Genomic DNA, 22,603 nt, shown 5'->3' on the forward strand with positions numbered 1-22,603 from the left:
ACATCCCATACAACTCGCCGGCGTCGAAAACCGGCGTACCTAACGAGGAGATCGGTTCGTGACGATCCGCGTAGGCATCAACGGCTTTGGCCGCATCGGGCGCAACTACTTCCGCGCGCTGCTGGAGCAGGGTGCTGACATCGAGATCGTGGCTGTCAACGACCTGGGTGACACCGCGACCACTGCTCACCTGCTCAAGTACGACACGATCCTGGGCCGCCTCAAGGCCGAGGTCACGCACACCGCCGACACCATCACCGTGGACGGCCACACCATCAAGGTGCTCTCCGAGCGCAACCCGGCCGACATCCCCTGGGGTCAGCTGGGCGTCGACATCGTCATCGAGTCGACCGGCATCTTCACCAAGAAGGCCGACGCCGAGAAGCACATCGCCGGTGGCGCCAAGAAGGTCCTCATCTCGGCTCCGGCCAAGGACGAGGACATCACCATCGTGATGGGCGTCAATCAGGACAAGTACGACGCGGCCAACCACCACGTCATCTCCAACGCCTCCTGCACCACCAACTGCGTGGCGCCGATGGCCAAGGTCCTCGACGAGAACTTCGGCATCGTCAAGGGTCTGATGACGACCGTCCACGCGTACACGAACGACCAGCGCATCCTGGACTTCCCGCACTCGGACCTGCGCCGCGCCCGCGCCGCCGCCGAGAACATCATCCCCACCACCACCGGTGCCGCCAAGGCCACCGCGCTGGTGCTGCCCAAACTCAAGGGCAAGCTCGACGGCATCGCGATGCGCGTCCCCGTCCCGACCGGCTCGGCCACCGACCTCGTCGTGGAGCTGGAGCGCGAGGTGACCAAGGACGAGGTCAACGCCGCGTTCAAGAAGGCCGCCGAGGGCGAGCTCCAGGGCATCCTGGAGTACACGGAGGACGCGATCGTGTCCTCCGACATCGTCGGCGAGCCGGCCTCCTGCACCTTCGACTCCTCCCTGACCATGGTCCAGGAGGGCAAGTCGGTGAAGATCCTCGGCTGGTACGACAATGAGTGGGGCTACTCGAACCGCCTCGTCGACCTCACCGTCTTCGTGGGCGGCCAGCTCTAAGTCTGATAGGTCTCAGGGCAGGCAACTCGATGTGAGCACAGGGCTCGGGCAGCGCGACGATGCGCCGCACGAGCCCTGTCGCTTGCCTCGTCCTTCTCCAAGGAGTCGCAGAAACACATGAAGACGATCGACGAACTTCTCGCCGAGGGCGTCTCCGGCAAGCGGGTATTCGTCCGCGCCGACCTCAACGTGCCGCTCGACGGCACCTCCATCACCGACGACGGCCGTATCCGCGCCGTCCAGCCGACGATTGCCCGGCTCGCCGAGGCCGGCGCGCGCGTGGTCGTCGCCTCACACCTGGGCCGCCCCAAGGGCGCCCCGGACCCGGCCTTCTCGCTCGCCCCGGCGGCGAAGCGGCTCGGTGAACTGCTGGGCGCCGACGTCGCCTTCGCCACCGACACCGTGGGCGACTCCGCGCGGGAGACCGTCGCGGGGCTGGCCGACGGCCAGGTCGCCGTCCTGGAGAACCTGCGCTTCAACGCCGGTGAGACGAGCAAGGACGACGCCGAGCGCGGCGCCTTCGCCGATCAGCTCGCCGAACTCGCCGACCTCTACGTCGGCGACGGCTTCGGCGCGGTGCACCGCAAGCACGCCTCGGTCTTCGACCTGCCCGCGCGGCTGCCGCACGCGGCCGGCTTCCTCATCGCCACCGAGGTCGGCGTCCTGAAGAAGCTCACCGACGACGTCAAGCGCCCGTACGTGGTCGTCCTCGGCGGCGCCAAGGTCTCCGACAAGCTCGCCGTCATCGACCGGCTGCTCGCCAAGGCCGACCGCATCCTCATCGGCGGCGGCATGGCGTACACCTTCCTCAAGGCCCAGGGCCACGAGGTCGGCATCTCGCTGCTCCAGGAGGACCAGATCCCGGTCGTCACGGAGTACATGGAGCGCGCCGAGAAGAGCGGCGTCGAGCTGGTCCTGCCGGTCGACATCCTGGCCTCGTCCGACTTCCCGGACCTGAAGACCAAGGCCCCGGCCGACTTCGTCACCGTCGACGCGGACAAGATCCCCGCCGACAAGGAGGGCCTGGACATCGGCCCCCGGACCCGTGAGCTGTACGCGTCGAAGATCGCGGACGCGGAGACGGTCTTCTGGAACGGCCCGGTCGGCGTCTTCGAGCACCCCGACTACGCGGGCGGCACCCAGGCGATCGCGCGGGCCCTGCTCAACTGCGACGGCTTCACCGTCGTGGGCGGCGGCGACTCGGCCGCCGCCGTGCGCACCCTCGGCTTCGACGAGAACGCCTTCGGTCACATCTCGACCGGCGGCGGCGCGAGCCTCGAATACCTTGAGGGCAAGACCCTTCCCGGCCTTGCCGCACTGGAGGACTGAACACCGTGACCACCCGTACGCCGCTGATGGCCGGCAACTGGAAGATGAACCTCAACCACCTCGAGGCCATCGCGCACGTCCAGAAGCTCGCCTTCGCCCTGGCCGACAAGGACTACGACGCCGTCGAGGTCGCGGTCCTGCCGCCCTTCGTGGACCTGCGGTCGGTCCAGACCCTGGTCGACGGCGACAAGCTCAAGATCAAGTACGGCGCCCAGGACATCTCGGCGCAGGACTCCGGTGCCTACACCGGTGAGATCTCGGGCGCGATGCTGGCCAAGCTGAAGTGCACCTATGTGGCCGTCGGCCACTCCGAGCGCCGCCAGTACCACAACGAGAGCGACGAGCTCTGCAACGCCAAGGTCAAGGCCGCCTTCAAGCACGGTCTGACCCCGATCCTCTGCGTCGGCGAGGGCCTGGACGTCCGCAAGGCCGGTGACCAGGTCTCCTACACGCTGGCCCAGCTGGACGGCGGCCTCAAGGACGTCCCGGCCGAGCAGGCCGAGTCCGTGGTGATCGCGTACGAGCCGGTGTGGGCCATCGGCACCGGCGAGGTCGCCACGCCCGAGGACGCCCAGGAGGTGTGCGGAGCCATCCGCGCCCGCCTCGCGGAGCTCTACTCGCAGGAGCTGGCCGACCGGGTCCGCATCCAGTACGGCGGCTCGGTCAAGGCCTCGAACGTGGCCGCGATCATGGCGCAGCCGGACGTCGACGGTGCCCTCGTGGGCGGCGCGGCACTGGACGCGGACGAGTTCGTCAAGATCGTCCGCTTCCGCGACCAGTGAGTATGCGGTAGCGCGGATCCGTCGTACCCTTGCGGGGGTCGGGCTCGGGATTATGGAATACGTCCCCCCGGCCCCCGTCGCCATATCAGTCCTAGGAAGTTGGTCCAGCCGTGATTGTCGGGTTCTCGATTGCCCTGATCGTCTTCAGCCTGCTGCTGATGCTGCTGGTGCTGATGCACAAGGGAAAGGGCGGCGGCCTCTCCGACATGTTCGGTGGTGGAATGCAGTCGTCCGTCGGCGGTTCCTCGGTCGCCGAGCGCAACCTCGACCGCATCACCGTCGTGGTCGGTCTGCTGTGGTTCGCGAGCATTGTCGTTCTTGGTCTCCTGATGAAGCTGGACAACTGATCTGTCGTCTCCGCGTTCCGGAGCGGGTGTAACCACAATCGCTGGACGCGCGTTGGGCCTTACGTAGACTGGGGCATCTTCGAGCACCATCACGCAGGGAGTTACGACCGTGGCAAGTGGCAACGCGATCCGGGGAAGCCGGGTCGGAGCGGGGCCGATGGGTGAGGCCGAGCGCGGCGAGTCCGCGCCGCGCCTGCGCATCTCCTTCTGGTGCTCGAACGGGCACGAGACGCAGCCGAGCTTCGCCAGTGACGCACAGGTTCCGGAGACGTGGGACTGCCCGCGCTGCGGCTTCCCGGCCGGCCAGGACCGGGACAACCCCCCGGACCCGCCGCGCACGGAACCGTACAAGACCCACCTCGCCTACGTGCGGGAGCGGCGCAGCGACGCGGACGGCGAGGCGATCCTCGCGGAGGCGCTCGCCAAGCTCCGCGGCGAGATCTGACAGTGAGGGGCCCGGTGGGCGAACCTGGTTCGCCCACCGGGCCCTTCGGTATTCCCCCAGGTCAGCGCCGATTGTCAGTGGCTCCCCCTACCGTGTGAATCAGTCGATCACCTGGGGGAGTTGTGGCCGTACTGGAGAGCCCCGCCGACGCGGCGGCCGAGGCGCCCGCGTGGCGCGGGGGGTTCGGGCGGCTGTGGTCGGCCGCGGTCGTCTCCCGGTTCGGCGACGCGCTGCGCACCGCCGCGCTGCCGCTGCTCGCGGCCTCGCTCACCACCGATCCGATGCTGGTCGCGCTGGTCACCGCGGGCGGCTTCCTGCCGTGGCTGCTCTTCGGACTGCTCGGCGGCGCCGTCGCGGACCGGGTGGACCAGCGCCGGGCCATGTGGGCGGTCGACCTGGTGCGCGGCGTGCTCATGGCCGCCTTCGCCGCCGCCGTGGCCCTGGGCCACGCCTCCATAGCCCTGCTGATCGCGCTCGCCTTCGCCCTGACCGCCCTGGAGACGCTCTTCGACAACGCGGCGACGGCCCTGCTGCCCGCGCTGGTGCCGCGGTCCGCGCTCGGCCGCGCCAACGCCCGGCTGATGACCGGTCAGCAGCTGGCCGGCGGCTTCCTCGCCGCGCCCCTGGTGCCCCTGCTCCTGACAGCGGGCGACGGCGTGCCGTACGTGGCGGACGCGCTCACCTTCGCCCTGGCGGCGGCGCTGGTGGCCTCGCTGCGTACGCCGGCCCCCGAGCGGGCTGCCCGCAAGCCCGGCTCAACCCTGCGCGCCGAGACGGCCGAGGGGCTGCGCGCGCTGTGGGGCGAGCGGAGCCTGCGCGTGCTCTGCGTGGCGACGACGCTCTGCAACACGGGGGTGGGCGCGCTCGTCGCCACCCTGGTCCTGCACGTCACCGGCTGGCTCCACGCGGGCCACGGAGGCTACGCGGCGGCGATCGCGGCCTACGGGGCGGGCAGCGTGGCCGGCGGTCTGCTCGCCACCAGGGTGGCCGGCCGGCTGGGCCGGCTGGGCAGCGTGCTCATGGCGGGCGTGATCCAGACCGTGTGCCTGGCGGCGATCGGGTCCATACGGGAACTGTGGGTATCGATCGCGGCGATGGCGGTGTTCGGGGTCATGGGAATGGTGTGGAACGTCAACCAGGTGACCCTGATGCAGGAGCGCACCCCGCAGGCCATGCTGGGACGCACCAGCGCGGCCTTCCGCACGCTGGCCGTGGCGGGGGCGCCGCTGGGCGCGCTGCTGGGCGGGGCCGCGGCCTCCTCCTGGGGGCTCAACACCCCCGCCCTGGTGGCGTCCGGATTGTTCCTGGCCGCCGTGGCCGCTCTGATTCCTGCCCTTACGTCCTGATCAACTAGGTTGGAGGGGCAGCGGGGCAGGTACGTACGCGAGTACGAGGAAGTGGGCTGATGTCACAGATGAACGCAGAAGGCCGTACCAGGCTCAACCGGATGCCCGAGTGGACCGCGCTGGGCAAGCACCGCGAGCAGATGGGCGACACCCATCTGCGTGAGCTGTTCGCCGCCGACCCCGGCCGCGGCACCGGGTACACCCTGACGGTCGGCGACCTGTACCTCGACTACTCCAAGCACCTGGTCACCGACGAGACCCTGCGGCTGCTGCGCGAGCTGGCCGCCGCGGCCGACGTGGCGGGGCTGCGGGACGCCATGTTCCGCGGCGAGAAGATCAACACGACCGAGGACCGCGCGGTGCTGCACACCGCGCTGCGCGCGCCGCGCGGCACGGTCGTCGAGGTCGACGGCGAGGACGTGGTGCCGGGCGTGCACGCCGTTCTGGACAAGATGGCGGCCTTCGCCGACCGCGTGCGCTCCGGCGAGTGGACCGGCCACACCGGCAAGCGCATCAGGAACGTCGTCAACATCGGCATCGGCGGATCCGACCTCGGTCCGGCGATGGCGTACGAGGCGCTGCGCGCCTTCACCGACCGGGACCTGACGGTCCGTTTCGTCTCCAACGTGGACGGCGCCGACCTCCACGAGGCGGTCCGCGACCTGGACGCGGCGGAGACGCTGTTCATCATCGCGTCGAAGACCTTCACCACGATCGAGACGATCACCAACGCCACCTCGGCGCGCGACTGGCTCCTCACCGAACTGAGGGCCGATCAGGAGGCGGTCGCCAAGCACTTCGTGGCGCTGTCCACCAACGCCGGCAAGGTCGCGGACTTCGGCATCGACACGGCCAACATGTTCGAGTTCTGGGACTGGGTGGGCGGGCGCTACTCGTTCGACTCCGCGATCGGCCTCTCGCTGATGATCGCGATCGGCCCGGACCGCTTCCGCGAGATGCTGGACGGCTTCCACCTGGTCGACGAGCACTTCCGCACCGCGCCGGCCGAGGCCAACGCGCCGCTCCTGCTCGGCCTGCTCGGCGTCTGGTACGGGGCGTTCTTCGACGCCCAGTCGCACGCGGTGCTGCCCTACAGCCACTACCTGTCGAAGTTCACCGCCTACCTCCAGCAGCTCGACATGGAGTCCAACGGCAAGTCGGTGGACCGCGACGGCAACCCGGTCGACTGGCAGACCGGCCCGGTCGTCTGGGGCACCCCGGGCACCAACGGCCAGCACGCCTACTACCAGTTGATCCACCAGGGCACCAAGGTCATCCCGGCCGACTTCATCGGCTTCGCCGAGCCGGTCGCCGACCTCCTGCCGGGCCTGGTCGCCCAGCACGACCTGCTGATGGCCAACTTCTTCGCCCAGACGCAGGCCCTGGCCTTCGGCAAGACCCCCGAGGAGGTCCGGGCGGAGGGCGTGGCCGAGGAGCTGGTGCCGCACAAGACCTTCCGCGGCAACCACCCGACCACGACCATCCTGGCGCGCGAGCTCACGCCGTCCGTCCTCGGCCAGCTCATCGCGCTGTACGAGCACAAGGTGTTCGTCCAGGGCGCGATCTGGAACATCGACTCCTTCGACCAGTGGGGCGTGGAGCTGGGCAAGGTGCTCGCCAAGCGCGTCGAGCCCGCGCTGACCGAGGGGGCGGACGTGCCGGGCCTGGACGGGTCCAGCAAGGCCCTGGTCGCCAAGTACCGGGCGCTGCGGGGCCGGTGAGCCCATGGCGGGGCAGGGGGTGGTGCTGAGACCGCCGAGGAACGCGCTGGACCCGGCGGCCGTCGGCTGGTGGCGCGCGCAGTGGCTGGCGCTCACCGCGGGGCCGGTGGCGCTCCTCGCGGTCCTCGGCGCGCTCATCGCCCCCGCCCGGCCGTGGCTGCTCGCGGCGGCGGCCGGGCTCGCGGCGGCGGGCGCGCTCTGCGCCGCCCTGCTGCCCCCGTGGTGGTACCGGGTGCACCGCTGGGAGGTCACCGACGACGCGGTGTACGTACGGACGGGGTACTTCTGGCGTGAGTCCCGGATCGCGCCGATGTCCCGGATCCAGACCGTGGACACCGTGCGCGGCCCGCTGGAGCGGTCGTTCGCGCTGGCCACGGTCACCGTCACCACCGCCTCCGCCAAGGGCGCCCTGAGGATCACCGGCCTGCACCACGAGGTGGCGGCGGAACTCGCCGAACGGCTGACGAGGATCACGGGGGCGACCCCGGGGGATGCCACATGAGCGGCGCCCGGCCCGGCGCCCCCGATCCCGCCGACGCACCCGTCCCCGCCGACGCCTGGCTGCGGCTGGACCGGCGGCGGGTGCTCGTCTTCACCGCCCTGGGAGCCGGACTGGCCGTGGGCGCCGGGCTGCCCACGGCGCTCGCGATGCTGGGCCGGGCCTCGGGCGGCTGGGCCGTCGCCGTGGTCCTCGGCTGGCTCGTGCTCCCGCTCGGCGGCGGCGCCCTCGCCGGATACGTGGGCTGGCGCCGCACCCGGTACCGGATCGGCCCCGAGCGGGCCGAGCTGCACTCCGGGCTGCTCCTGGTGAAGCGCCGCTCGCTGGCCCGCGAGCGGATCCGCAGCGTCGACCTGACCGCCAACCCGCTGCTGCGCGTCCTCGGCCTGGTCAAGGTCAGGATCGGCACCGGCGAGCACAGCGGCGGCGAGTCCACCCTCGAACTCGACCCCGTCACCCGGGCCGAGGGCGAGCGGCTGCGCCGGGTGCTGCTGGCCCGCACGGCACCCGGGCCCGACGCCGCCGACGGCACGGGCGAGCTGGCGGCGCTGGACCCGGCCTGGATCCGGTACGCGCCGGTGTCGTTCGTGGCGCCGGCCCTCGCCGGGGCCGCGCTCGGCGGACTGATGCAGCTCAGCGACTGGTTCGGCGTCCAGGACGAGGTGCTGGACTGGGCCGGGGACCGCTTCCACGACACCCCGCTCGGCTGGATGATCCTCACCGTGGTGGTCCTGGCGCTCGTCGTGGGCGTGGCCGGTGCGCTCGGCCTCTGGGTCGAGATGTGGTGGAACTACCGCCTGGAGCGGGAGCCGGGCGGCACCCTGCGGGTGCGCCGGGGCCTGTTCACCTCCCGCTCCCTGTCCATCGAGGAGCGCCGGCTGCGCGGAGTGGAGCTGGTCGAACCGCTGGGGGTCCGGCTCTGCGGCGCGGCCCGGCTCGACGCGATCGCCACCGGCCTGGCCCGGGGCGAGGACGACGAGCGCGCCGACCACGACACCCTGCTCCCGCCCGCGCCCCGGGCGCTCGCCGCCGAGGTGGCCGCCAGGGTGCTGCGCGAGCCGGCCGCCCCGACCGGGGCCGCGCTCGCCGCGCATCCGCGCGCGGCCCGGACCCGCCGGGTGCGGTGGGCGCTGCTCGCCGTCCTGGTCCCGGTGGCGCTCCTGGCCCTGCTCGGGGCGCTGCTGACCCCGGTGCTGCTCTACGGGGCCGCCGGGATCGCGGTGCTGGGCGTGCCGCTCGCGGTGGCCCTCGCCCTCGACGCGTACCGGAGCCTGGGGCACGGCGTCGACGGCGCCTATCTGGTGGCCCGTTCGGGCACGGTCCGCCGCTCCACCGTCGCCCTCCAGCGCGGCGGCGTCATCGGCTGGACGGTCAAGCAGTCCGTCTTCCAGCGCCGTGCGGGGCTCCTCACCCTGACCGCCACGACGGCCGCCGGCGCCGGTGCCTACGCGGTACGGGACGCCGCCGAGGCCGAGGGGCTGGCCTTCGCGGCGGAGGCGGTCCCGGGGCTCCTGGAGCCGTTCCTGATACGGGAGCGGGAGCCCGCGCCGGAGCCCGGCGACCCGGCCGGCGCGCGCTGACATGGCCGGAACCCGACCCTGCCGGAGTTCACCCGTACGGCGCAGGGATCATTGCGTCCATGACCACTACCAGCCGCCGTACGGTCCTCACCGCCCTCGCCACCGCCACCGTCGCCGGTCCGCTGATGAGCGGGCTCGGTGCGAGCGCCGCCCACGCCACCGGGGCCAACGACCTCTACGCGTCCAACACCGATCTCTACACCCAGCTCGCCGGAAAGGAGGGCACCGACTTCGCCAGACGCTACAAGCGCCACGAGCAGCTCGACAGCGACCAGAAGACGGCCGTCCAGTACGGCCGTACGGCTGTCCTCGCGCTGCACGGCGGCGGGATCGAGGGCGGCACCTCCGAACTCTGCCTGGGCATCGCCGGATACGACCCGGCCACGCTCGTCGCCAAGGGCGGCCCGGCGTACGACTACTGGATGTTCGAGGCGATCCGCAGCACCAACAACAGCGAGCTGCACGTCACGTCGAAGAACTGCGACGACAAGGTGGCCCTGTCCATCGCCGCCGCCAACCTCAACGTGCTCAGCCTGCACGGCTGCACCGCCTCCCAGGCCGGGGCGCCCAGCACCCGTCCCGAGGCGGTCGTGGTCGGCGGTCTCAACGGCACCTTCAAGACGTATCTGCACGACGCGCTGCGCGCCGCCGGGTTCCAGACCATCGACGGCTCGACCGAGCCGGACCTGGCGGGTGTGGAGCCGTCCAACATCTGCAACCGGACCCTGCTCGGCAAGGGCGCCCAGCTGGAGATCACGACCGAGCTGCGCAAGTCCATGTTCGGCGTGAACACCATCGCGGGCCGCGCGACCAGCACCACGGCCGTCTACGACTCCTTCGTGGCGGCGGTCCGTACCGCCATCGCCCGGCTGGAGGCGTCCGGCGGCGAGCAGATCATCCTCTGACGCCCGCTCCGGCACCCGGCCGGAGACGGACGGGCCCGGCCCACCGGAAGGTGGACCGGGCCCGTCCGCGCGTGCGGCACCGGGGTCAGGGCGACGCCGGCGGGTACAGCGCGCGCGGCAGCCGGGAGGCCGCCGCGGAGTCGAGCAGCCAGAGGGTGCGGCCACGGCCGTACGCACCCGCGGCCGGAGCCTGCACCTCGCCCGCGCCCGACAGGGCGATGGCCGCGGCCCGCGCCTTGTCCTCGCCCGCCGCGAGCAGCCACACCTCGCGGGCGGCCCGGATCGCCGGGAGGGTCATCGAGACCCGCACCGGCGGCGGCTTGGGCGCGCCGTGCACCCCGACCACGGTCCGCTCGGTCTCGCGCACCGCGGGCAGCTCCGGGAAGAGCGACGCCACATGGGTGTCGGGACCGACGCCCAGCATCAGCACGTCGAACGTCGGCACCCCGCCGTGGTCGCCGGGACGGGCCGCGGCGGCCAGCTCCTCGGCGTAGGCCGCGGCGGCGGCATCGACGTCCTTGCCGTACGGGCCGTCGGAGGCGGGCATCGCGTGCACCCGCTCCGGGGCGACCGGCACCGCGTCGAGCAGCGCCTGACGCGCCTGGGTGACATTGCGCTCCGGATCGCCCTCGGGCAGGAAGCGCTCGTCACCCCACCACAGGTCGATCCGCGACCAGTCGATCGCGTCCCGGGCCGGGGAGGAGGCGAGGGCCGCGAGCAGCCCGTTGCCGTTGCGGCCCCCCGTGAGGACCACGGACGCCGAACCGCGGGCGGCCTGGGCGTCCACGACCTTCGTGATCAGCCGGGCCGCCGCGGCCTGCGCCATCAGCTCCTTGTCGCGGTGGACGACGAGCTGAGGGGTACTCACTTCGTCGCCGCCTTCTTGGCCGGAGCCTTCTTCGCGGCGGGCTTGGCGTCCGAACCGTGCGCGTCACCCGAGGCGTCCGAGGAGTCCGAGGCGTCCGAAGCCTTCGAACCGTCGGAGCCGTCCGACGTGCCCGCACCCTTGGACGCACCGCCCGAGGCGGACCCGGAGGCGGCCGGAGCCTTCTCCTTCGCCGGCTCGCCGAGCCGGTCGACGCCGAACTTCAGCGCGGAGGCGTAGGTGTCGTCCGGGTCCAGCCGGCGCAGCTCCTCGGCGATCAGCTCGGCCGTCTCGCGCCGCTTGAGCGCCACCGCGCGGTCCGGCTGGCCCTGGATCGAGAGCGTGGCCAGCGAGCCGTCTGCGCGGTCCAGGACGATCGGACCGCAGTCCGTCTCCATCCGTACGGCGGTCAGGCCCGGGCCCGAGGACCGCGAGCGCTTCACCGGTACGTCGAGGCGGTCCGCGAGCCACATGGCGAGCAGCTCGCAGCTCGGGTTGAACTCCTCGCCCTCCACCTCGACCGAGGTCACCTCGCACGCCACCTGGTCGAGCGCCGCGGCCAGCATCGAACGCCAGGGCGTGATGCGGGTCCAGGCCAGGTCGGTGTCGCCCGGGGTGTAGGTGTCGGCGCGGGCGGTCAGCTCCTCTATGGGCTGCTCGGCCGCGTAGGTGTCGGTGACCCGGCGCTGGGCGAGGGAGCCCAGCGGGTCGTTGGCCGGGTCGATCGGCGAGTTCACCGGCCACCAGACGACGACCGGCGCGTCCGGCAGCAGCAGCGGCAGCACCACCGACTGGGCGTGGTTGATCACCTCGCCGTAGAGCCGCAGCATGACCGTCTCGCCGGTGCCCGCGTCCGCGCCGACCCGGACCTCGGCGTCCAGGCGCGACTGGGTGCGGTCGCGGGGCGAGCGCGAGACGCGCTTGATGACGACGAGGGTGCGCGAGGGGTGCTCGCGCGAGGCGTCGCTCGCGGCGCGCAGCGCGTCGTAGGCGTTCTCCTCGTCGGTGACGATGACCAGGGTCAGGACCATGCCGACGGCGGGGGTGCCGACCGCGCGGCGGCCCTGGACCAGCGCCTTGTTGATCTTGCTGGCCGTGGTGTCCGTAAGGTCGATCTTCATGGCCGGCGCCAGCTCCGTCCGTCTCGTGCGAGCATTTCGTCCGCCTCGACCGGGCCCCAGGTGCCCGACGCGTACTGCGCGGGTGTGCCGTGGGCGTCCCAGTACTGCTCGATCGGGTCGAGGATCTTCCAGGACAGCTCGACCTCCTCCAAGCGGGGGAAGAGGTTGGAGTCGCCGAGCAGGACGTCGAGGATGAGCCGCTCGTACGCCTCGGGGCTGGACTCGGTGAAGGACTCGCCGTAGGCGAAGTCCATCGACACGTCCCGGACCTCCATGGAGGTGCCCGGCACCTTGGAGCCGAACCGTACGGTCACGCCCTCGTCCGGCTGAACCCGGATGACCAGCGCGTTCTGTCCCAGCTCCTCCGTCGCCGTGTGGTCGAAGGGGGAGTGCGGGGCGCGCTGGAAGACGACCGCGATCTCGGTGACGCGGCGGCCCAGGCGCTTGCCGGTGCGCAGGTAGAACGGCACGCCCGCCCAGCGGCGGTTGTCGATCTCCAGCTTGACCGCGGCGTAGGTGTCGGTCTTCGACTTGGGGTCGATCCCGTCCTCCTGGAGGTAGCCGACGGCCTTCTCGCCGCCCTGCCACCCGGCCGCGTACTGGCCGCGCACGGTGTTGGAGCCCAGGTCCTTCGGCAGCCGTACGGCGCCCAGGACCTTGGTCTTCTCGGCCGCGAGCGCGTCCGCGTCGAAGGAGGCGGGCTCCTCCATCGCGGTCAGCGCGAGCAGCTGGAGGAGGTGGTTCTGGATGACGTCACGGGCCGCGCCGATGCCGTCGTAGTACCCGGCCCGGCCGCCGATGCCGATGTCCTCGGCCATCGTGATCTGGACGTGGTCGACGTACGACCGGTTCCAGAGCGGCTCGAACATGGTGTTGGCGAAGCGGAGCGCCAGGATGTTCTGGACGGTCTCCTTGCCGAGGTAGTGGTCGATCCGGAAGACCTCGTCCGGCGGGAAGACCTCGTGGACGACCTGGTTGAGCTCCTGGGCGGAGACCAGGTCGTGGCCGAAGGGCTTCTCGATGACCGCGCGGCGCCAGGCGCCGTTCTTCTGGTCGGCGAGCCCGTGCTTCTTGAGCTGCTGGACGACCTGGGGGAAGAACTTCGGCGGCACCGAGAGGTAGAAGGCGAAGTTGCCGCCGGTGCCCTGCGCCTTGTCGAGTTCGGCGATCGTCGACTTCAGCTGCTCGAAGGCGTCGTCGTCGTCGAAGTCGCCCTGGACGAAGCGCATGCCCTGGATGAGCTGCTGCCAGACCTCCTCGCGGAAGGGGGTCCGCGCGTGCGCCTTGACGGCGTCGTGGACCTCCTGGGCGAAGTCCTCGTCCTGCCACTCGCGGCGGGCGAAGCCGATCAGGGAGAAGCCCGGCGGAAGCAGACCGCGGTTGGCGAGGTCGTAGACGGCGGGCATCAACTTTTTACGGGACAAATCGCCCGTGACGCCAAAGATCACCAGGCCCGACGGCCCCGCGATGCGCGGGAGCCGTCGGTCTGCGGCGTCACGGAGCGGATTCGCTGGGCGAATCGCAGTCAAGGTCTTAGCCCTCCGAAGGTGCCAGGCGCTTGAGCTCCGCCTCGGTCGACTTGAGCAGGTCGTTCCAGGCCGCCTCGAACTTGTCGACGCCCTCGTCCTCCAGGAGCTGCACGACCTCGTCGTAGGAGATCCCGAGCTTCTCCAGGGCGTCGAGCTCGGCGCGGGCCTGCTCGTAGGTGCCCGAGATGGTGTCGCCGGTGACCTGCCCGTGGTCGGCGGCCGCCTCCAGGGTGGCCTCCGGCATGGTGTTCACCGTGTTGGGGGCGACCAGGTCGTCGACGTACAGGGTGTCCTTGTACGCCTTGTCCTTGACGCCGGTGGAGGCCCACAGCGGACGCTGCTTGTTGGCGTGCGCCTTGTCGAGGGCGGCCCAGCGGTCGGAGGAGAAGACCTCCTCGTACGCCTGGTAGGCGAGCCGCGCGTTGGCGAGACCGGCCTTGCCGCGGGCGGCCTTGGCCTCGTCGGTGCCGAGCGCGTCGATCCGCTTGTCGATCTCGGTGTCCACCCGGGACACGAAGAAGGACGCCACGGAGTGGATCTTCGAGAGGTCCAGGCCGCGCTCCTTGGCCTTCTCCAGGCCCGCCAGGTAGGCGTCCATGACCGCGCGGTAGCGCTCCAGGGAGAAGATCAGCGTGACGTTGACGCTGATGCCGAGGCCGATGGTCTCGGTGATCGCCGGCAGGCCCGCCCGGGTGGCGGGGATCTTGATGAGCGTGTTCGGGCGGTCCACCAGCCACGCCAGCTGCTTGGCCTCGGCGACCGTGGCGCGGGTGTCGTGCGCCAGGCGCGGGTCGACCTCGATGGAGACCCGGCCGTCCTGGCCGTCGGTGGCGTCGAAGACCGGCCGCAGGATGTCGGCGGCGTCCCTCACGTCCGCCGTCGTGATCATGCGGATGGCCTCTTCGACGGTGACCTTGCGGGCCGCGAGGTCGGTGAGCTGGGTGTCGTAGCCGTCACCCTGGCTGATCGCCTTCTGGAAGATCGACGGGTTGGTGGTGACACCGACCACGTGCGACTGGTCGATCAGCTCGGCCAGGTTGCCGGACGTGATCCGCTTGCGCGACAGGTCGTCGAGCCAGATCGCGACGCCTTCGTCGGAGAGGCGCTTGAGTGCGTCTGTCATGAGAAATGCATCTCCTACTAGTTCGTATACCGGCGTCAGCGCGCGGCGGCGGCGAGAGATTCCCGGGCGGCGGCGGCCACGTGGTCGGCGGTGAAGCCGAACTCCTGGAAGAGGACCTTGCCGTCGGCCGAAGCGCCGAAGTGCTCCAGCGAGACGATGCGGCCCGCGTCGCCCACGTACCGGTGCCAGGTCAGGCCGATGCCGGCCTCGACCGCGACCCGGGCCCTGACCGACGGCGGCAGGACGCTGTCCTTGTACGCCTGGTCCTGCTCCTCGAACCACTCCACGGACGGCATCGAGACCACCCGGGCCGGGACGCCCTCGGCCTGCAGCGCCTCGCGCGCCTCGACGGCGAGCTGGACCTCGGAGCCGGTGCCGATGAGCACGACCTGCGGCTCGCCCCCTTCGGCTTCGAACAGGACGTAACCGCCCTTGGCCGCGTCCTCGTTGGGCTCGTACGTCGGCACGCCCTGGCGGGTGAGCACCAGGCCGTGCGGGGCGCCCTTGCCGAACACCTTGGTGTAGCGCTTGAGGATCTCGCGCCAGGCGATCGCGGTCTCGTTGGCGTCCGCCGGGCGGACCACGTTCAGACCCGGGATGGCACGCAGCGAGGCCAGGTGCTCGACGGGCTGGTGGGTCGGGCCGTCCTCGCCCAGACCGATGGAGTCGTGCGTCCACACGTATGTCACCGGCAGGTGCATCAGGGCCGACAGCCGCACCGCGTTGCGCATGTAGTCGGAGAACACCAGGAAGGTGCCGCCGTAGATACGCGTGTTGCCGTGGAGCGCGATGCCGTTCATCTCGGCGGCCATCGAGTGCTCGCGGATGCCGAAGTGGATCGTTCGGCCGTACGGGTCGGCCTCCGGCAGCGGGTTGCCCGCGGGCAGGAACGACGAGTTCTTGTCGATCGTCGTGTTGTTCGAGCCCGCGAGGTCGGCGGAGCCGCCCCACAGCTCGGGAATGACCGCGCCCAGAGCCTGGAGGACCTTGCCGGAGGCGGCGCGGGTGGCGACGCCCTTGCCGGTCTCGAAGACCGGGAGCTTCTCCTCCCAGCCCTCGGGCAGCTCGCCCGCGTTGATCCGGTCGAACTCGGCGGCGCGCTCGGGGTTGGCGGTGCGCCAGGCGGCGAACGACTTCTCCCACTCGGCGCGGGCCTCACGGCCGCGGTCGAGGGCGCCACGGGTGTGCGCGAGGACCTCGTCGGCGACCTCGAAGGTCTTCTCCGGGTCGAAGCCCATCACGCGCTTGGTGGCGGCCACCTCGTCGTCACCGAGCGCCGAGCCGTGCGCGGCCTCGGTGTTCTGCGCGTGCGGGGCGGGCCAGGCGATGATCGAGCGCATCGCGATGAAGGAGGGGCGCTCGGTCTCGGCCTTGGCGGCCTCGATCGCCTCGAACAGCGCCTTGGGGTCCAGGTCGCCGTTCTCCTTGGGGGCCACGCGCTGGACGTGCCAGCCGTACGCCTCGTACCGCTTCAGCGTGTCCTCGGACACGGCGGTCTCGGTGTCGCCCTCGATCGAGATGTGGTTGTCGTCCCAGAGCAGGACCAGGTTGCCCAGCTTCTGGTGACCGGCCATCGAGGACGCCTCGGCGGAGATGCCCTCCTGGAGGCAGCCGTCGCCCGCGATCGCGAAGACGAAGTGGTCGAACGGGGAGGTGCCGGGGGCCGCCTCCGGGTCGAACAGACCGCGCTCGTAGCGGGCGGCCATGGCCATGCCCACGGCGTTGGCGACACCCTGGCCCAGCGGTCCCGTGGTGGTCTCCACGCCGGTGGTGTGGCCGTACTCCGGGTGACCGGGGGTCTTGGAGCCCCAGGTGCGGAAGGCCTTCAGGTCGTCCAGCTCCAGGCCGTACCCGGCCAGGTAGAGCTGGACGTACAGCGTCAGGGAGGAGTGGCCCGCGGACAGCACGAAGCGGTCGCGCCCGGTCCAGTCGGCGTCCGCCGGGTCGTGGCGCATCACCTTCTGGAAGAGGGTGTACGCGGCCGGGGACAGGCTCATCGCCGTACCAGGATGGCCGTTGCCGACCTTCTGTACAGCATCCGCGGCCAGGACGCGGCCGGTGTCTACGGCCCGCTGGTCCAGTTCGGTCCACTCAAGGTCTGTGGTGGTCGGCTTGGTGCTCACCCTGGGTCAGGGCTCCTCTCCACATGTTCGTTCCCGGTGACTGTGGGCGCACCGGGCGTTGTCGAGCCTACCCCCGCCGGAACGCTCATTTTTTCGACTGCCCACCGGTTGGGACACACACTCCAGAGTGCCCAAGACCGGTCACTTCCGCCTCACGGCGCGGTCTTCGCGACCCGGCGCCAACACGAGCCCACCCCCGCGAAGGGCGGCGTCTGGGCAACGTCTACAGTGGCGTGGTACGCGCAAGTCTTCACCGGGTTCTCTTGCCCGGAACGTCCGGGCCCATCCGACCGATTGCCCCGGGACTTGCTGGGAATTCTCTGTCAGGGGTGTGCGTGACGGCCGTCGAGTCCCGACCCGCAGGGGTCGTCTTGACTCCCAGCCCGGGGGCCCATCGGCCGTTCGGGGCCCGCGTCAAGGCGTTCGTGGCACTGACCAAGCCGCGGATCATCGAACTGCTCCTCATCACCACCATTCCGGTGATGTTCCTGGCCGAGCAGGGTGTTCCGTCCCTCTGGCTGGTGCTGACCACCACCGTCGGCGGGTATCTCTCCGCCGGCGGCGCCAACGCGCTGAACATGTACATCGACCGCGACATCGACGCCCTGATGGACCGCACCTCGCAGCGGCCGCTGGTGACCGGGATGGTCTCGCCGCGCGAGTGCCTCGCCTTCGGCATCACCCTCGCGGTCGTCTCGACGCTGTGGTTCGGACTGCTCGTCAACTGGCTGTCCGCCGCGCTGTCCCTCGGTGCGCTGCTCTTCTACGTGGTCGTCTACACGATGATCCTCAAGCGCCGCACCTCGCAGAACATCGTCTGGGGCGGCATCGCGGGCTGTATGCCAGTGCTCATCGGCTGGTCGGCCGTCACGGACTCGATGTCGTGGGCCGCTGTCATCCTCTTCCTGGTCATCTTCTTCTGGACGCCGCCGCACTACTGGCCGCTGTCGATGAAGGTGAAGGACGACTACGCGCGCGTGGGCGTCCCGATGCTGCCGGTCATCGCCTCCAACCGGGTGGTGGCACGCCAGATCGTCGCGTACAGCTGGGTGATGGTCGCGGTCTCCCTGCTGCTGACGCCGCTCGGCTACACCGGCTGGTTCTACACGGCGGTGGCGCTGGTCTCCGGCGGCTGGTGGCTCTGGGAGGCGCACGGCCTCCAGAACCGCGCCAAGGCGGGCGTGACCGGCGCGAAGCTCAAGGAGATGCGCCTGTTCCACTGGTCGATCACCTATGTGTCGCTGCTGTTCGTGGCGGTCGCGGTGGACCCGTTCCTGCGGTAGGCACGCGCACCTCGTGACGGGAGGGCCCAGTGGCACAGGCCACGGGGCCCTCCCGTCGCATCTGGATCTACTCGCGAGTAGCATCCTGGGCATGGCAGAAACCCAGGTTGACGAGAAGCAGGCCGCCAAGGCCGAGCGGCGGGCGGCGCGCCTCGCCAAGCAGATCGGCCACTTCGCCAAGGAGCACGGCGGCGCCGAGGGCCAGGTCGCGTACATCGGTCAGCGCGGCGCGCGGATCGTGCTGGTCGGCGGGGACGGCGGCTGGGGCGACCTGGTGGCCCCCAGCCACGCCATCGCGCTGAGCGCGGTCGAGAAGGCCGGGATCACCGTCCACGAGGACTTCGACGGCGAGTTCGCCGCCAAGGTCAGGACCGGCCGCTACGAGTGGAGCCGGATGGCCGGCATCCAGCTCGGCGGTCCTAAGAACGGCTGAACGGCAAACAGCAACACTCATCCGGGGCTCACCCGTTAGTGAGGTGGAAGCACACCACCCAGGGAGCCCCGGATGATCGACGCCGTGCCGCAGCCGGACCTGGTGGACCAGTACTGCCACGGCGTGCTCCGCACCGAACTGGGGCTCGGCACGTTCGAGACGCAGCTCGGCAGGACCGGTGCCCCGCCCGCCCCCGGCACGACGTTCTTCGACACCCAGACCGGCTTCGCGGTGCGCCGCTGGTGCCCGCCGCTGCTGGGCCTGGAGGCGCACTGCGCCCCGGCCCGCTACCTCGCCCGCCGGCGCGAGCTGGGCGTCCTGGAGACCGTACGACGGCTGCTGCGCGGCTCGGGGGTCTCCACCTATCTGGTCGACACGAGCCTGCCCGGGGATCTGACCGGGCCCGGCGAGCTGGCCGCCGCCGCCTCGGCCGACGCCCATGAGATCGTCCGGCTGGAGCCGCTGGCCGAACAGGTCGCCGACACCTCCGGCACGGTCGACGCCTTCCTCGCCAACCTCGCCGAGGCCGTGCACACCGCCGCCGCCTCCGCCGTGGCCTTCCTCTCCGTGACGGCCGTACGCCAGAGCCTCGACCCGGCGCCGCCCGGACCCGGCGAGGTGCGCGGGGCGGCGGGCCGCTGGCTCCTGCGGCGCCGCATCCAGGAGCCGCTGGAGGACCCGGTGCTGCTGCGGCACCTGCTGTGGAGCGCGGTCGCCTCCGGCCGCCCGCTCCAGCTGCGGCTCGGCATGGACGACGCGACCGGGCTCGCGGGGTTCGCCGCCGCCACCAACGGCCTGGGCACGGACCTGGTGCTGCTGCACGGCTATCCGTACCACCGCCAGGCCGCCCATCTGGCGAGCGTCTTCCCGCATGTGTACGCCGACGTGGGCCCGGCCCTGGTGCGCACCGGGGCGCGCGCCGCGGACGTGCTGGCCGAGCTGCTGGAGCTGGCGCCGTTCGGGAAGCTGCTCTACTCCAGCGGCGCGCGCGGCCTGCCCGAACTGCACGTGGTGGGCGCGCGGCTGTTCACCCACGCGCTGGGCCGGGTGCTGGGGGCGTGGGTGGCCGACGGGGCGTGGGCGCGCAGCGACGCCGAGCGGGTCGCCGCGATGATCGGGGCGGGGAACGCCCGGCGGGTGTACGGGCTGTCAGGCGCGGGTGAGCGCCGGGTCTGACTGGGCCGGCACCGGCACGGCGGTGTGCGGCCGCTCGCGCAGCGAGAGCACGACCCGGACCACGCCGATCCACACCAGGCAGGAGCCGAGCATGTGCACGGCGACCAGGGCCTCGGGGGTCTTGGTGAAGTACTGGACGTACCCGATGACCCCCTGGGCCATCAGCACCAGGAACAGCTCGCGCGCCCGGTCGCGCGGGCCCTTGGGGGCGTCGACCGCCTTCAGGACGAACCAGAGCGCGACCGTGAGGGCCACCACGACCCAGGCGAGGTCGGCGTGGAGCTGGCTGATCATCGTCCAGTTCAGCGGGATGCGGTCCACGTCGCTGGAGTCGCCCGCGTGGCGCCCGGAGCCGGTGACGACCGTGCCGACCGCGACCAGCGCGCCGGCCGCGACCGTCAGCAGCCAGGTCAGCTGGACCACGGCCCGGCCCACCAGCGGACGCGGAGCGCCGTCGCCCTCGCGGACGCGCTGCCAGGTCATCAGCGCGACGGTCAGGAGCGCGGTGGAGAGCAGGAAGTGGGCCGCGACGGTGTACGGGTTGAGGCCGACCAGGACGACGATGCCGCCCAGGACCGCGTTGCCCATGACGATCCAGAACTGGATCCAGCCGAGCCGCGTGACACCGCGCCGCCAGGGGCTCGCGGCCCGGGCCGCGATGATCGCCCAGCCGACGGCCGCGCACAGCACGTACGTCAGCATCCGGTTGCCGAACTCGACGGCGCTGTGGAAGTCCATCTCGCCGGTCGGCGTCAGGCTCTGGTCGGTGCACTTGGGCCAGGTCGGGCAGCCGAGCCCGGACCCGGTGAGCCGTACCGCGCCGCCGGTCACCACGATGACGACGGCCATGACGACGGCGATGAGCGCCGCGCGCTGGACGGTCCGCGGGGACGGCGTCCACCGCTCGGCGATGAAGGCGAGCGGGTTGCGCACCGCCTGAGCCGCTTCGGCTCGGGTCACGTTCGGCATGGCCCCTATCGTAGGGCTCCGTTTGTGCACGTTTTCACGAGGGGTCGCCGCCCCCTGCCGCGCCCCTCACTCCCAGCGGAAGAACTTCGCCGCGGCGCCCAGTCCCAGGACCGACCAGACCGCCAGGATCCCCAGGTCGCCCCAGGGCATCGAGGCCCCGCTGCGGAGCACGTCCCGCAGCCCGTCCGAGAGTGCCGAGATGGGCAGCAGGCCGAGGGCCGTCTGCACGCCGCCGGGGAACTTGTCCATCGGCACGATGACCCCGCCGCCCACCAGGAGCAGCAGGAAGACCAGATTGGCCGCGGCGAGCGTCGCCTCGGCCTTCAGGGTGCCCGCCATCAGCAGTCCGAGCCCGGAGAAGGCGGCGGTGCCGAGCACCAGGAGCAGCAGCACCGCGAACGGGTTGCCGTGCGGCGACCAGCCGAGCGCGAAGGCGATCGCCGTCAGCAGGACGACCTGGAGGACCTCGGTGACCAGCACCGACAGCGTCTTGGCGGTCATCAGCGCCCAGCGCGGCAGCGGGGACGCGCCGAGCCGCTTGAGCACGCCGTAGCGCCGGTCGAAGCCGGTGGCGATGGCCTGCCCGGTGAAGGCGGTCGACATCACGGCGAGCGCCAGGATCCCGGGGGTGAGGAAGTCGACGGACTTCCCCGCGCCGGTGTCGATGATGTCGACGCCGCTGAACAGCACGAGCAGCAGCGTCGGGATGACCACGGTGAGCAGCAGCTGCTCGCCGTTGCGCAGCAGCATCCGCGTCTCGAGCGCGGTCTGCGCGCCGATCATCCGGCCGACGGGCGCGGCCCCGGGGTTCGGCGTGTACGTACCGGTACCGACACTCATCGGCGCAGCTCCCTGCCGGTCAGCTCCAAGAAGACGTCCTCCAGGGTGTGGCGCTCCACCGCGATGCCGTCGGGCATCACCCCGTGCTGGGCGCACCAGGAGGTGACGGTGGCCAGCAGCTGGGGGTCGACGGTGCCGCTGATGCGGTACGCGCCGGGGGTCAGCTCGGCCGCGGCCGTGCCGTCGGGCAGCGCCTTGAGGAGGGAGGCGAGGTCGAGTCCGGGGCGCCCGGTGAAGCGCAGGGTGTTCTCCGCGCCGCCCCGGCAGAGCTCCTCGGGGGAGCCCTGGGCGACCGCCCGGCCCGCGTCGACGATCACCACGTCGTCCGCGAGCTCCTCGGCCTCGTCCATGAAGTGCGTGGTCAGGACCGCGCTGACGCCGTCGGCGCGCAGTTCCCGTACGAGGTCCCAGGTGGCGCGGCGGGCCTGCGGGTCGAGGCCCGCGGTCGGCTCGTCGAGGAAGACCAGCTCGGGGCGGCCCACCACGGCCAGGGCGAGCGCGAGGCGCTGCTGCTGGCCGCCGGAGAGGCGGCGGTAGGGGGTGCGCCCGCAGCTCTCCAGGCCGAGGCGCTCGATGAGCGCGGGCACGTCGAGGGGGTGGGCGTGCAGCTTCGCCATGTGGCGCAGCATCTCCTCGGCGCGGGCGCCGGAGTAGACCCCGCCGGACTGGAGCATCACCCCGATGCGCGGGCGCAGCCGCTCGGCCTCGGTGACCGGGTCGAGGCCGAGGACGCGGACGGTGCCGGCGTCGGGTCTGCGGTAGCCCTCGCAGGTCTCGATCGTGGTGGTCTTGCCGGCACCGTTGGGGCCGAGGACGGCGGTGACGGTCCCGGCGGCGACCCGCAGGTCGAGGCCGTCCACGGCGGTCTTCGATCCGTACCGTTTGACCAGGCCGGTGACCTGGACGACGGACTCGCTCTTCATGGGTGCCAAGTCTAGGCAGCGCGCGACGGGCGCCGGACCGGGGGAGGGGGTCGTACGGGGGCGGGGACGCGCGCGTGCGCGACCTTCGATTTCCGGCCGGCCGCGGGGTCCGCGGGGAGCGGCGGAGGCCCTTCTAGGGCTCGCCGGGGAGGGCCTGGCAGGAGGGCGGAAACAAGGTGCCGAGTCGGCCATATGGCG

General features: G+C 71.5%; 21 protein-coding genes. 13 read left to right on the forward strand and 8 right to left on the reverse strand.

Annotated elements, in window-relative coordinates; genetic code table 11:
- The first annotated feature begins 58 nt into the window (after positions 1–58).
- From gap to AC069K_RS15770, 10 genes are all read left to right on the forward strand, one after another.
- A complete protein-coding gene (gap, locus tag AC069K_RS15725; protein ID WP_358835965.1) occupies positions 59–1,066 on the forward strand; it encodes a type I glyceraldehyde-3-phosphate dehydrogenase in 1,008 nt (335 codons plus the stop codon).
- A gap of 117 nt (positions 1,067–1,183) precedes the next feature.
- Positions 1,184–2,395 carry a phosphoglycerate kinase gene (locus tag AC069K_RS15730; protein WP_365105183.1) on the forward strand — a complete coding sequence of 404 codons (1,212 nt, stop codon included), beginning with the start codon at positions 1,184–1,186 and terminating at the stop codon, positions 2,393–2,395.
- 5 nt (positions 2,396–2,400) lie between these two features.
- Complete coding sequence (tpiA, locus tag AC069K_RS15735; RefSeq protein ID WP_365105180.1) at positions 2,401–3,177, forward strand: triose-phosphate isomerase; 777 nt, start codon at positions 2,401–2,403, stop codon at positions 3,175–3,177.
- A 110-nt stretch (positions 3,178–3,287) separates the two neighbouring features.
- Positions 3,288–3,524 (forward strand): preprotein translocase subunit SecG, encoded by a 237-nt coding sequence (gene secG / locus AC069K_RS15740; protein ID WP_190088918.1) that lies wholly within the window; start codon positions 3,288–3,290, stop codon positions 3,522–3,524.
- 109 nt (positions 3,525–3,633) lie between these two features.
- Positions 3,634–3,969: an RNA polymerase-binding protein RbpA gene (locus tag AC069K_RS15745; RefSeq protein WP_003976875.1), complete on the forward strand. Its 336-nt coding sequence runs from the start codon at positions 3,634–3,636 to the stop codon at positions 3,967–3,969.
- A gap of 122 nt (positions 3,970–4,091) precedes the next feature.
- The gene (locus AC069K_RS15750; protein ID WP_478616257.1) at positions 4,092–5,315 is read left to right on the forward strand and encodes an MFS transporter; all 1,224 of its coding nucleotides are present in this window, start codon (positions 4,092–4,094) and stop codon (positions 5,313–5,315) included.
- A gap of 68 nt (positions 5,316–5,383) precedes the next feature.
- Complete coding sequence (gene pgi, locus AC069K_RS15755; RefSeq protein ID WP_478616716.1) at positions 5,384–7,036, forward strand: glucose-6-phosphate isomerase; 1,653 nt, start codon at positions 5,384–5,386, stop codon at positions 7,034–7,036.
- A 4-nt stretch (positions 7,037–7,040) separates the two neighbouring features.
- The gene (locus tag AC069K_RS15760) at positions 7,041–7,538 is read left to right on the forward strand and encodes a PH domain-containing protein (RefSeq protein ID WP_478616260.1); all 498 of its coding nucleotides are present in this window, start codon (positions 7,041–7,043) and stop codon (positions 7,536–7,538) included.
- Positions 7,535–9,115, forward strand: coding sequence for a PH domain-containing protein (locus tag AC069K_RS15765; RefSeq protein WP_478616263.1), 1,581 nt, complete (start codon positions 7,535–7,537; stop codon positions 9,113–9,115). Before AC069K_RS15760 ends, AC069K_RS15765 begins: the two co-directional genes overlap by 4 nt.
- A gap of 59 nt (positions 9,116–9,174) precedes the next feature.
- Positions 9,175–10,020: a poly-gamma-glutamate hydrolase family protein gene (locus AC069K_RS15770; protein ID WP_365105166.1), complete on the forward strand. Its 846-nt coding sequence runs from the start codon at positions 9,175–9,177 to the stop codon at positions 10,018–10,020.
- An 85-nt stretch (positions 10,021–10,105) separates the two neighbouring features.
- Here AC069K_RS15770 and pgl read toward each other — a convergent pair whose 3' ends face one another.
- The 5 genes from pgl to tkt are packed head-to-tail and all read right to left on the reverse strand — an operon-like array spanning position 10,106 to position 16,781.
- Positions 10,106–10,888 carry a 6-phosphogluconolactonase gene (gene pgl, locus AC069K_RS15775; RefSeq protein ID WP_478616267.1) on the reverse strand — a complete coding sequence of 261 codons (783 nt, stop codon included), beginning with the start codon at positions 10,886–10,888 and terminating at the stop codon, positions 10,106–10,108.
- Positions 10,885–12,006: a glucose-6-phosphate dehydrogenase assembly protein OpcA gene (gene opcA, locus AC069K_RS15780; protein ID WP_478616270.1), complete on the reverse strand. Its 1,122-nt coding sequence runs from the start codon at positions 12,004–12,006 to the stop codon at positions 10,885–10,887. The genes pgl and opcA overlap by 4 nt, the downstream gene beginning before the upstream one ends.
- The gene (zwf, locus tag AC069K_RS15785) at positions 12,003–13,526 is read right to left on the reverse strand and encodes a glucose-6-phosphate dehydrogenase (RefSeq protein WP_467874622.1); all 1,524 of its coding nucleotides are present in this window, start codon (positions 13,524–13,526) and stop codon (positions 12,003–12,005) included. Before zwf ends, opcA begins: the two co-directional genes overlap by 4 nt.
- Positions 13,527–13,539: 13 nt before the next feature.
- Positions 13,540–14,658 carry a transaldolase gene (gene tal, locus AC069K_RS15790; protein WP_365105160.1) on the reverse strand — a complete coding sequence of 373 codons (1,119 nt, stop codon included), beginning with the start codon at positions 14,656–14,658 and terminating at the stop codon, positions 13,540–13,542.
- Between the two features lie 35 nt (positions 14,659–14,693).
- A complete protein-coding gene (tkt, locus tag AC069K_RS15795) occupies positions 14,694–16,781 on the reverse strand; it encodes a transketolase (protein WP_478616274.1) in 2,088 nt (695 codons plus the stop codon).
- Between the two features lie 329 nt (positions 16,782–17,110).
- Here tkt and AC069K_RS15800 point away from each other — a divergent pair, with 329 nt between their 5' ends.
- The 3 genes from AC069K_RS15800 (at position 17,111) to AC069K_RS15810 (ending at position 19,673) form a co-directional block, all read left to right on the forward strand.
- Positions 17,111–18,064, forward strand: a complete 954-nt coding sequence (locus tag AC069K_RS15800) for a heme o synthase (RefSeq protein WP_358835283.1) — start codon at positions 17,111–17,113, stop codon at positions 18,062–18,064.
- A 91-nt stretch (positions 18,065–18,155) separates the two neighbouring features.
- Positions 18,156–18,497: a hypothetical protein gene (locus AC069K_RS15805; protein WP_358835282.1), complete on the forward strand. Its 342-nt coding sequence runs from the start codon at positions 18,156–18,158 to the stop codon at positions 18,495–18,497.
- A gap of 72 nt (positions 18,498–18,569) precedes the next feature.
- On the forward strand, positions 18,570–19,673 hold the full coding sequence (locus AC069K_RS15810) for an amidohydrolase (protein WP_478616278.1): 1,104 nt from the start codon (positions 18,570–18,572) through the stop codon (positions 19,671–19,673).
- Here the strand turns inward: AC069K_RS15810 and AC069K_RS15815 are convergent.
- The 3 genes from AC069K_RS15815 to AC069K_RS15825 are packed head-to-tail and all read right to left on the reverse strand — an operon-like array spanning position 19,647 to position 22,405.
- On the reverse strand, positions 19,647–20,651 hold the full coding sequence (locus tag AC069K_RS15815; protein ID WP_358834186.1) for a COX15/CtaA family protein: 1,005 nt from the start codon (positions 20,649–20,651) through the stop codon (positions 19,647–19,649). The two genes, AC069K_RS15810 and AC069K_RS15815, sit on opposite strands and share 27 nt — an antisense overlap.
- Before the next feature lie 57 nt (positions 20,652–20,708).
- The gene (locus tag AC069K_RS15820) at positions 20,709–21,482 is read right to left on the reverse strand and encodes an ABC transporter permease (protein ID WP_365105150.1); all 774 of its coding nucleotides are present in this window, start codon (positions 21,480–21,482) and stop codon (positions 20,709–20,711) included.
- Positions 21,479–22,405 carry an ABC transporter ATP-binding protein gene (locus tag AC069K_RS15825; protein ID WP_365105148.1) on the reverse strand — a complete coding sequence of 309 codons (927 nt, stop codon included), beginning with the start codon at positions 22,403–22,405 and terminating at the stop codon, positions 21,479–21,481. Before AC069K_RS15825 ends, AC069K_RS15820 begins: the two co-directional genes overlap by 4 nt.
- Positions 22,406–22,603: the final 198 nt, after the last annotated feature.

Source organism: Streptomyces sp. NPDC043908, from assembly GCF_056435525.1.

Coding starts and splice junctions, on each gene's coding strand:
- AC069K_RS15820 (WP_365105150.1), bottom strand. CDS start 21,482: ATGAGTGTCGGTACCGGTACGTACACGCCGAACCCCGGGGCCGCGCCC.
- tal (WP_365105160.1), bottom strand. CDS start 14,658: ATGACAGACGCACTCAAGCGCCTCTCCGACGAAGGCGTCGCGATCTGG.
- AC069K_RS15810 (WP_478616278.1), top strand. CDS start 18,570: ATGATCGACGCCGTGCCGCAGCCGGACCTGGTGGACCAGTACTGCCAC.
- pgi (WP_478616716.1), top strand. CDS start 5,384: ATGAACGCAGAAGGCCGTACCAGGCTCAACCGGATGCCCGAGTGGACC.
- AC069K_RS15765 (WP_478616263.1), top strand. CDS start 7,535: ATGAGCGGCGCCCGGCCCGGCGCCCCCGATCCCGCCGACGCACCCGTC.
- opcA (WP_478616270.1), bottom strand. CDS start 12,006: ATGAAGATCGACCTTACGGACACCACGGCCAGCAAGATCAACAAGGCG.
- AC069K_RS15825 (WP_365105148.1), bottom strand. CDS start 22,405: ATGAAGAGCGAGTCCGTCGTCCAGGTCACCGGCCTGGTCAAACGGTAC.
- AC069K_RS15760 (WP_478616260.1), top strand. CDS start 7,041: ATGGCGGGGCAGGGGGTGGTGCTGAGACCGCCGAGGAACGCGCTGGAC.
- AC069K_RS15730 (WP_365105183.1), top strand. CDS start 1,184: ATGAAGACGATCGACGAACTTCTCGCCGAGGGCGTCTCCGGCAAGCGG.
- AC069K_RS15805 (WP_358835282.1), top strand. CDS start 18,156: ATGGCAGAAACCCAGGTTGACGAGAAGCAGGCCGCCAAGGCCGAGCGG.
- AC069K_RS15770 (WP_365105166.1), top strand. CDS start 9,175: ATGACCACTACCAGCCGCCGTACGGTCCTCACCGCCCTCGCCACCGCC.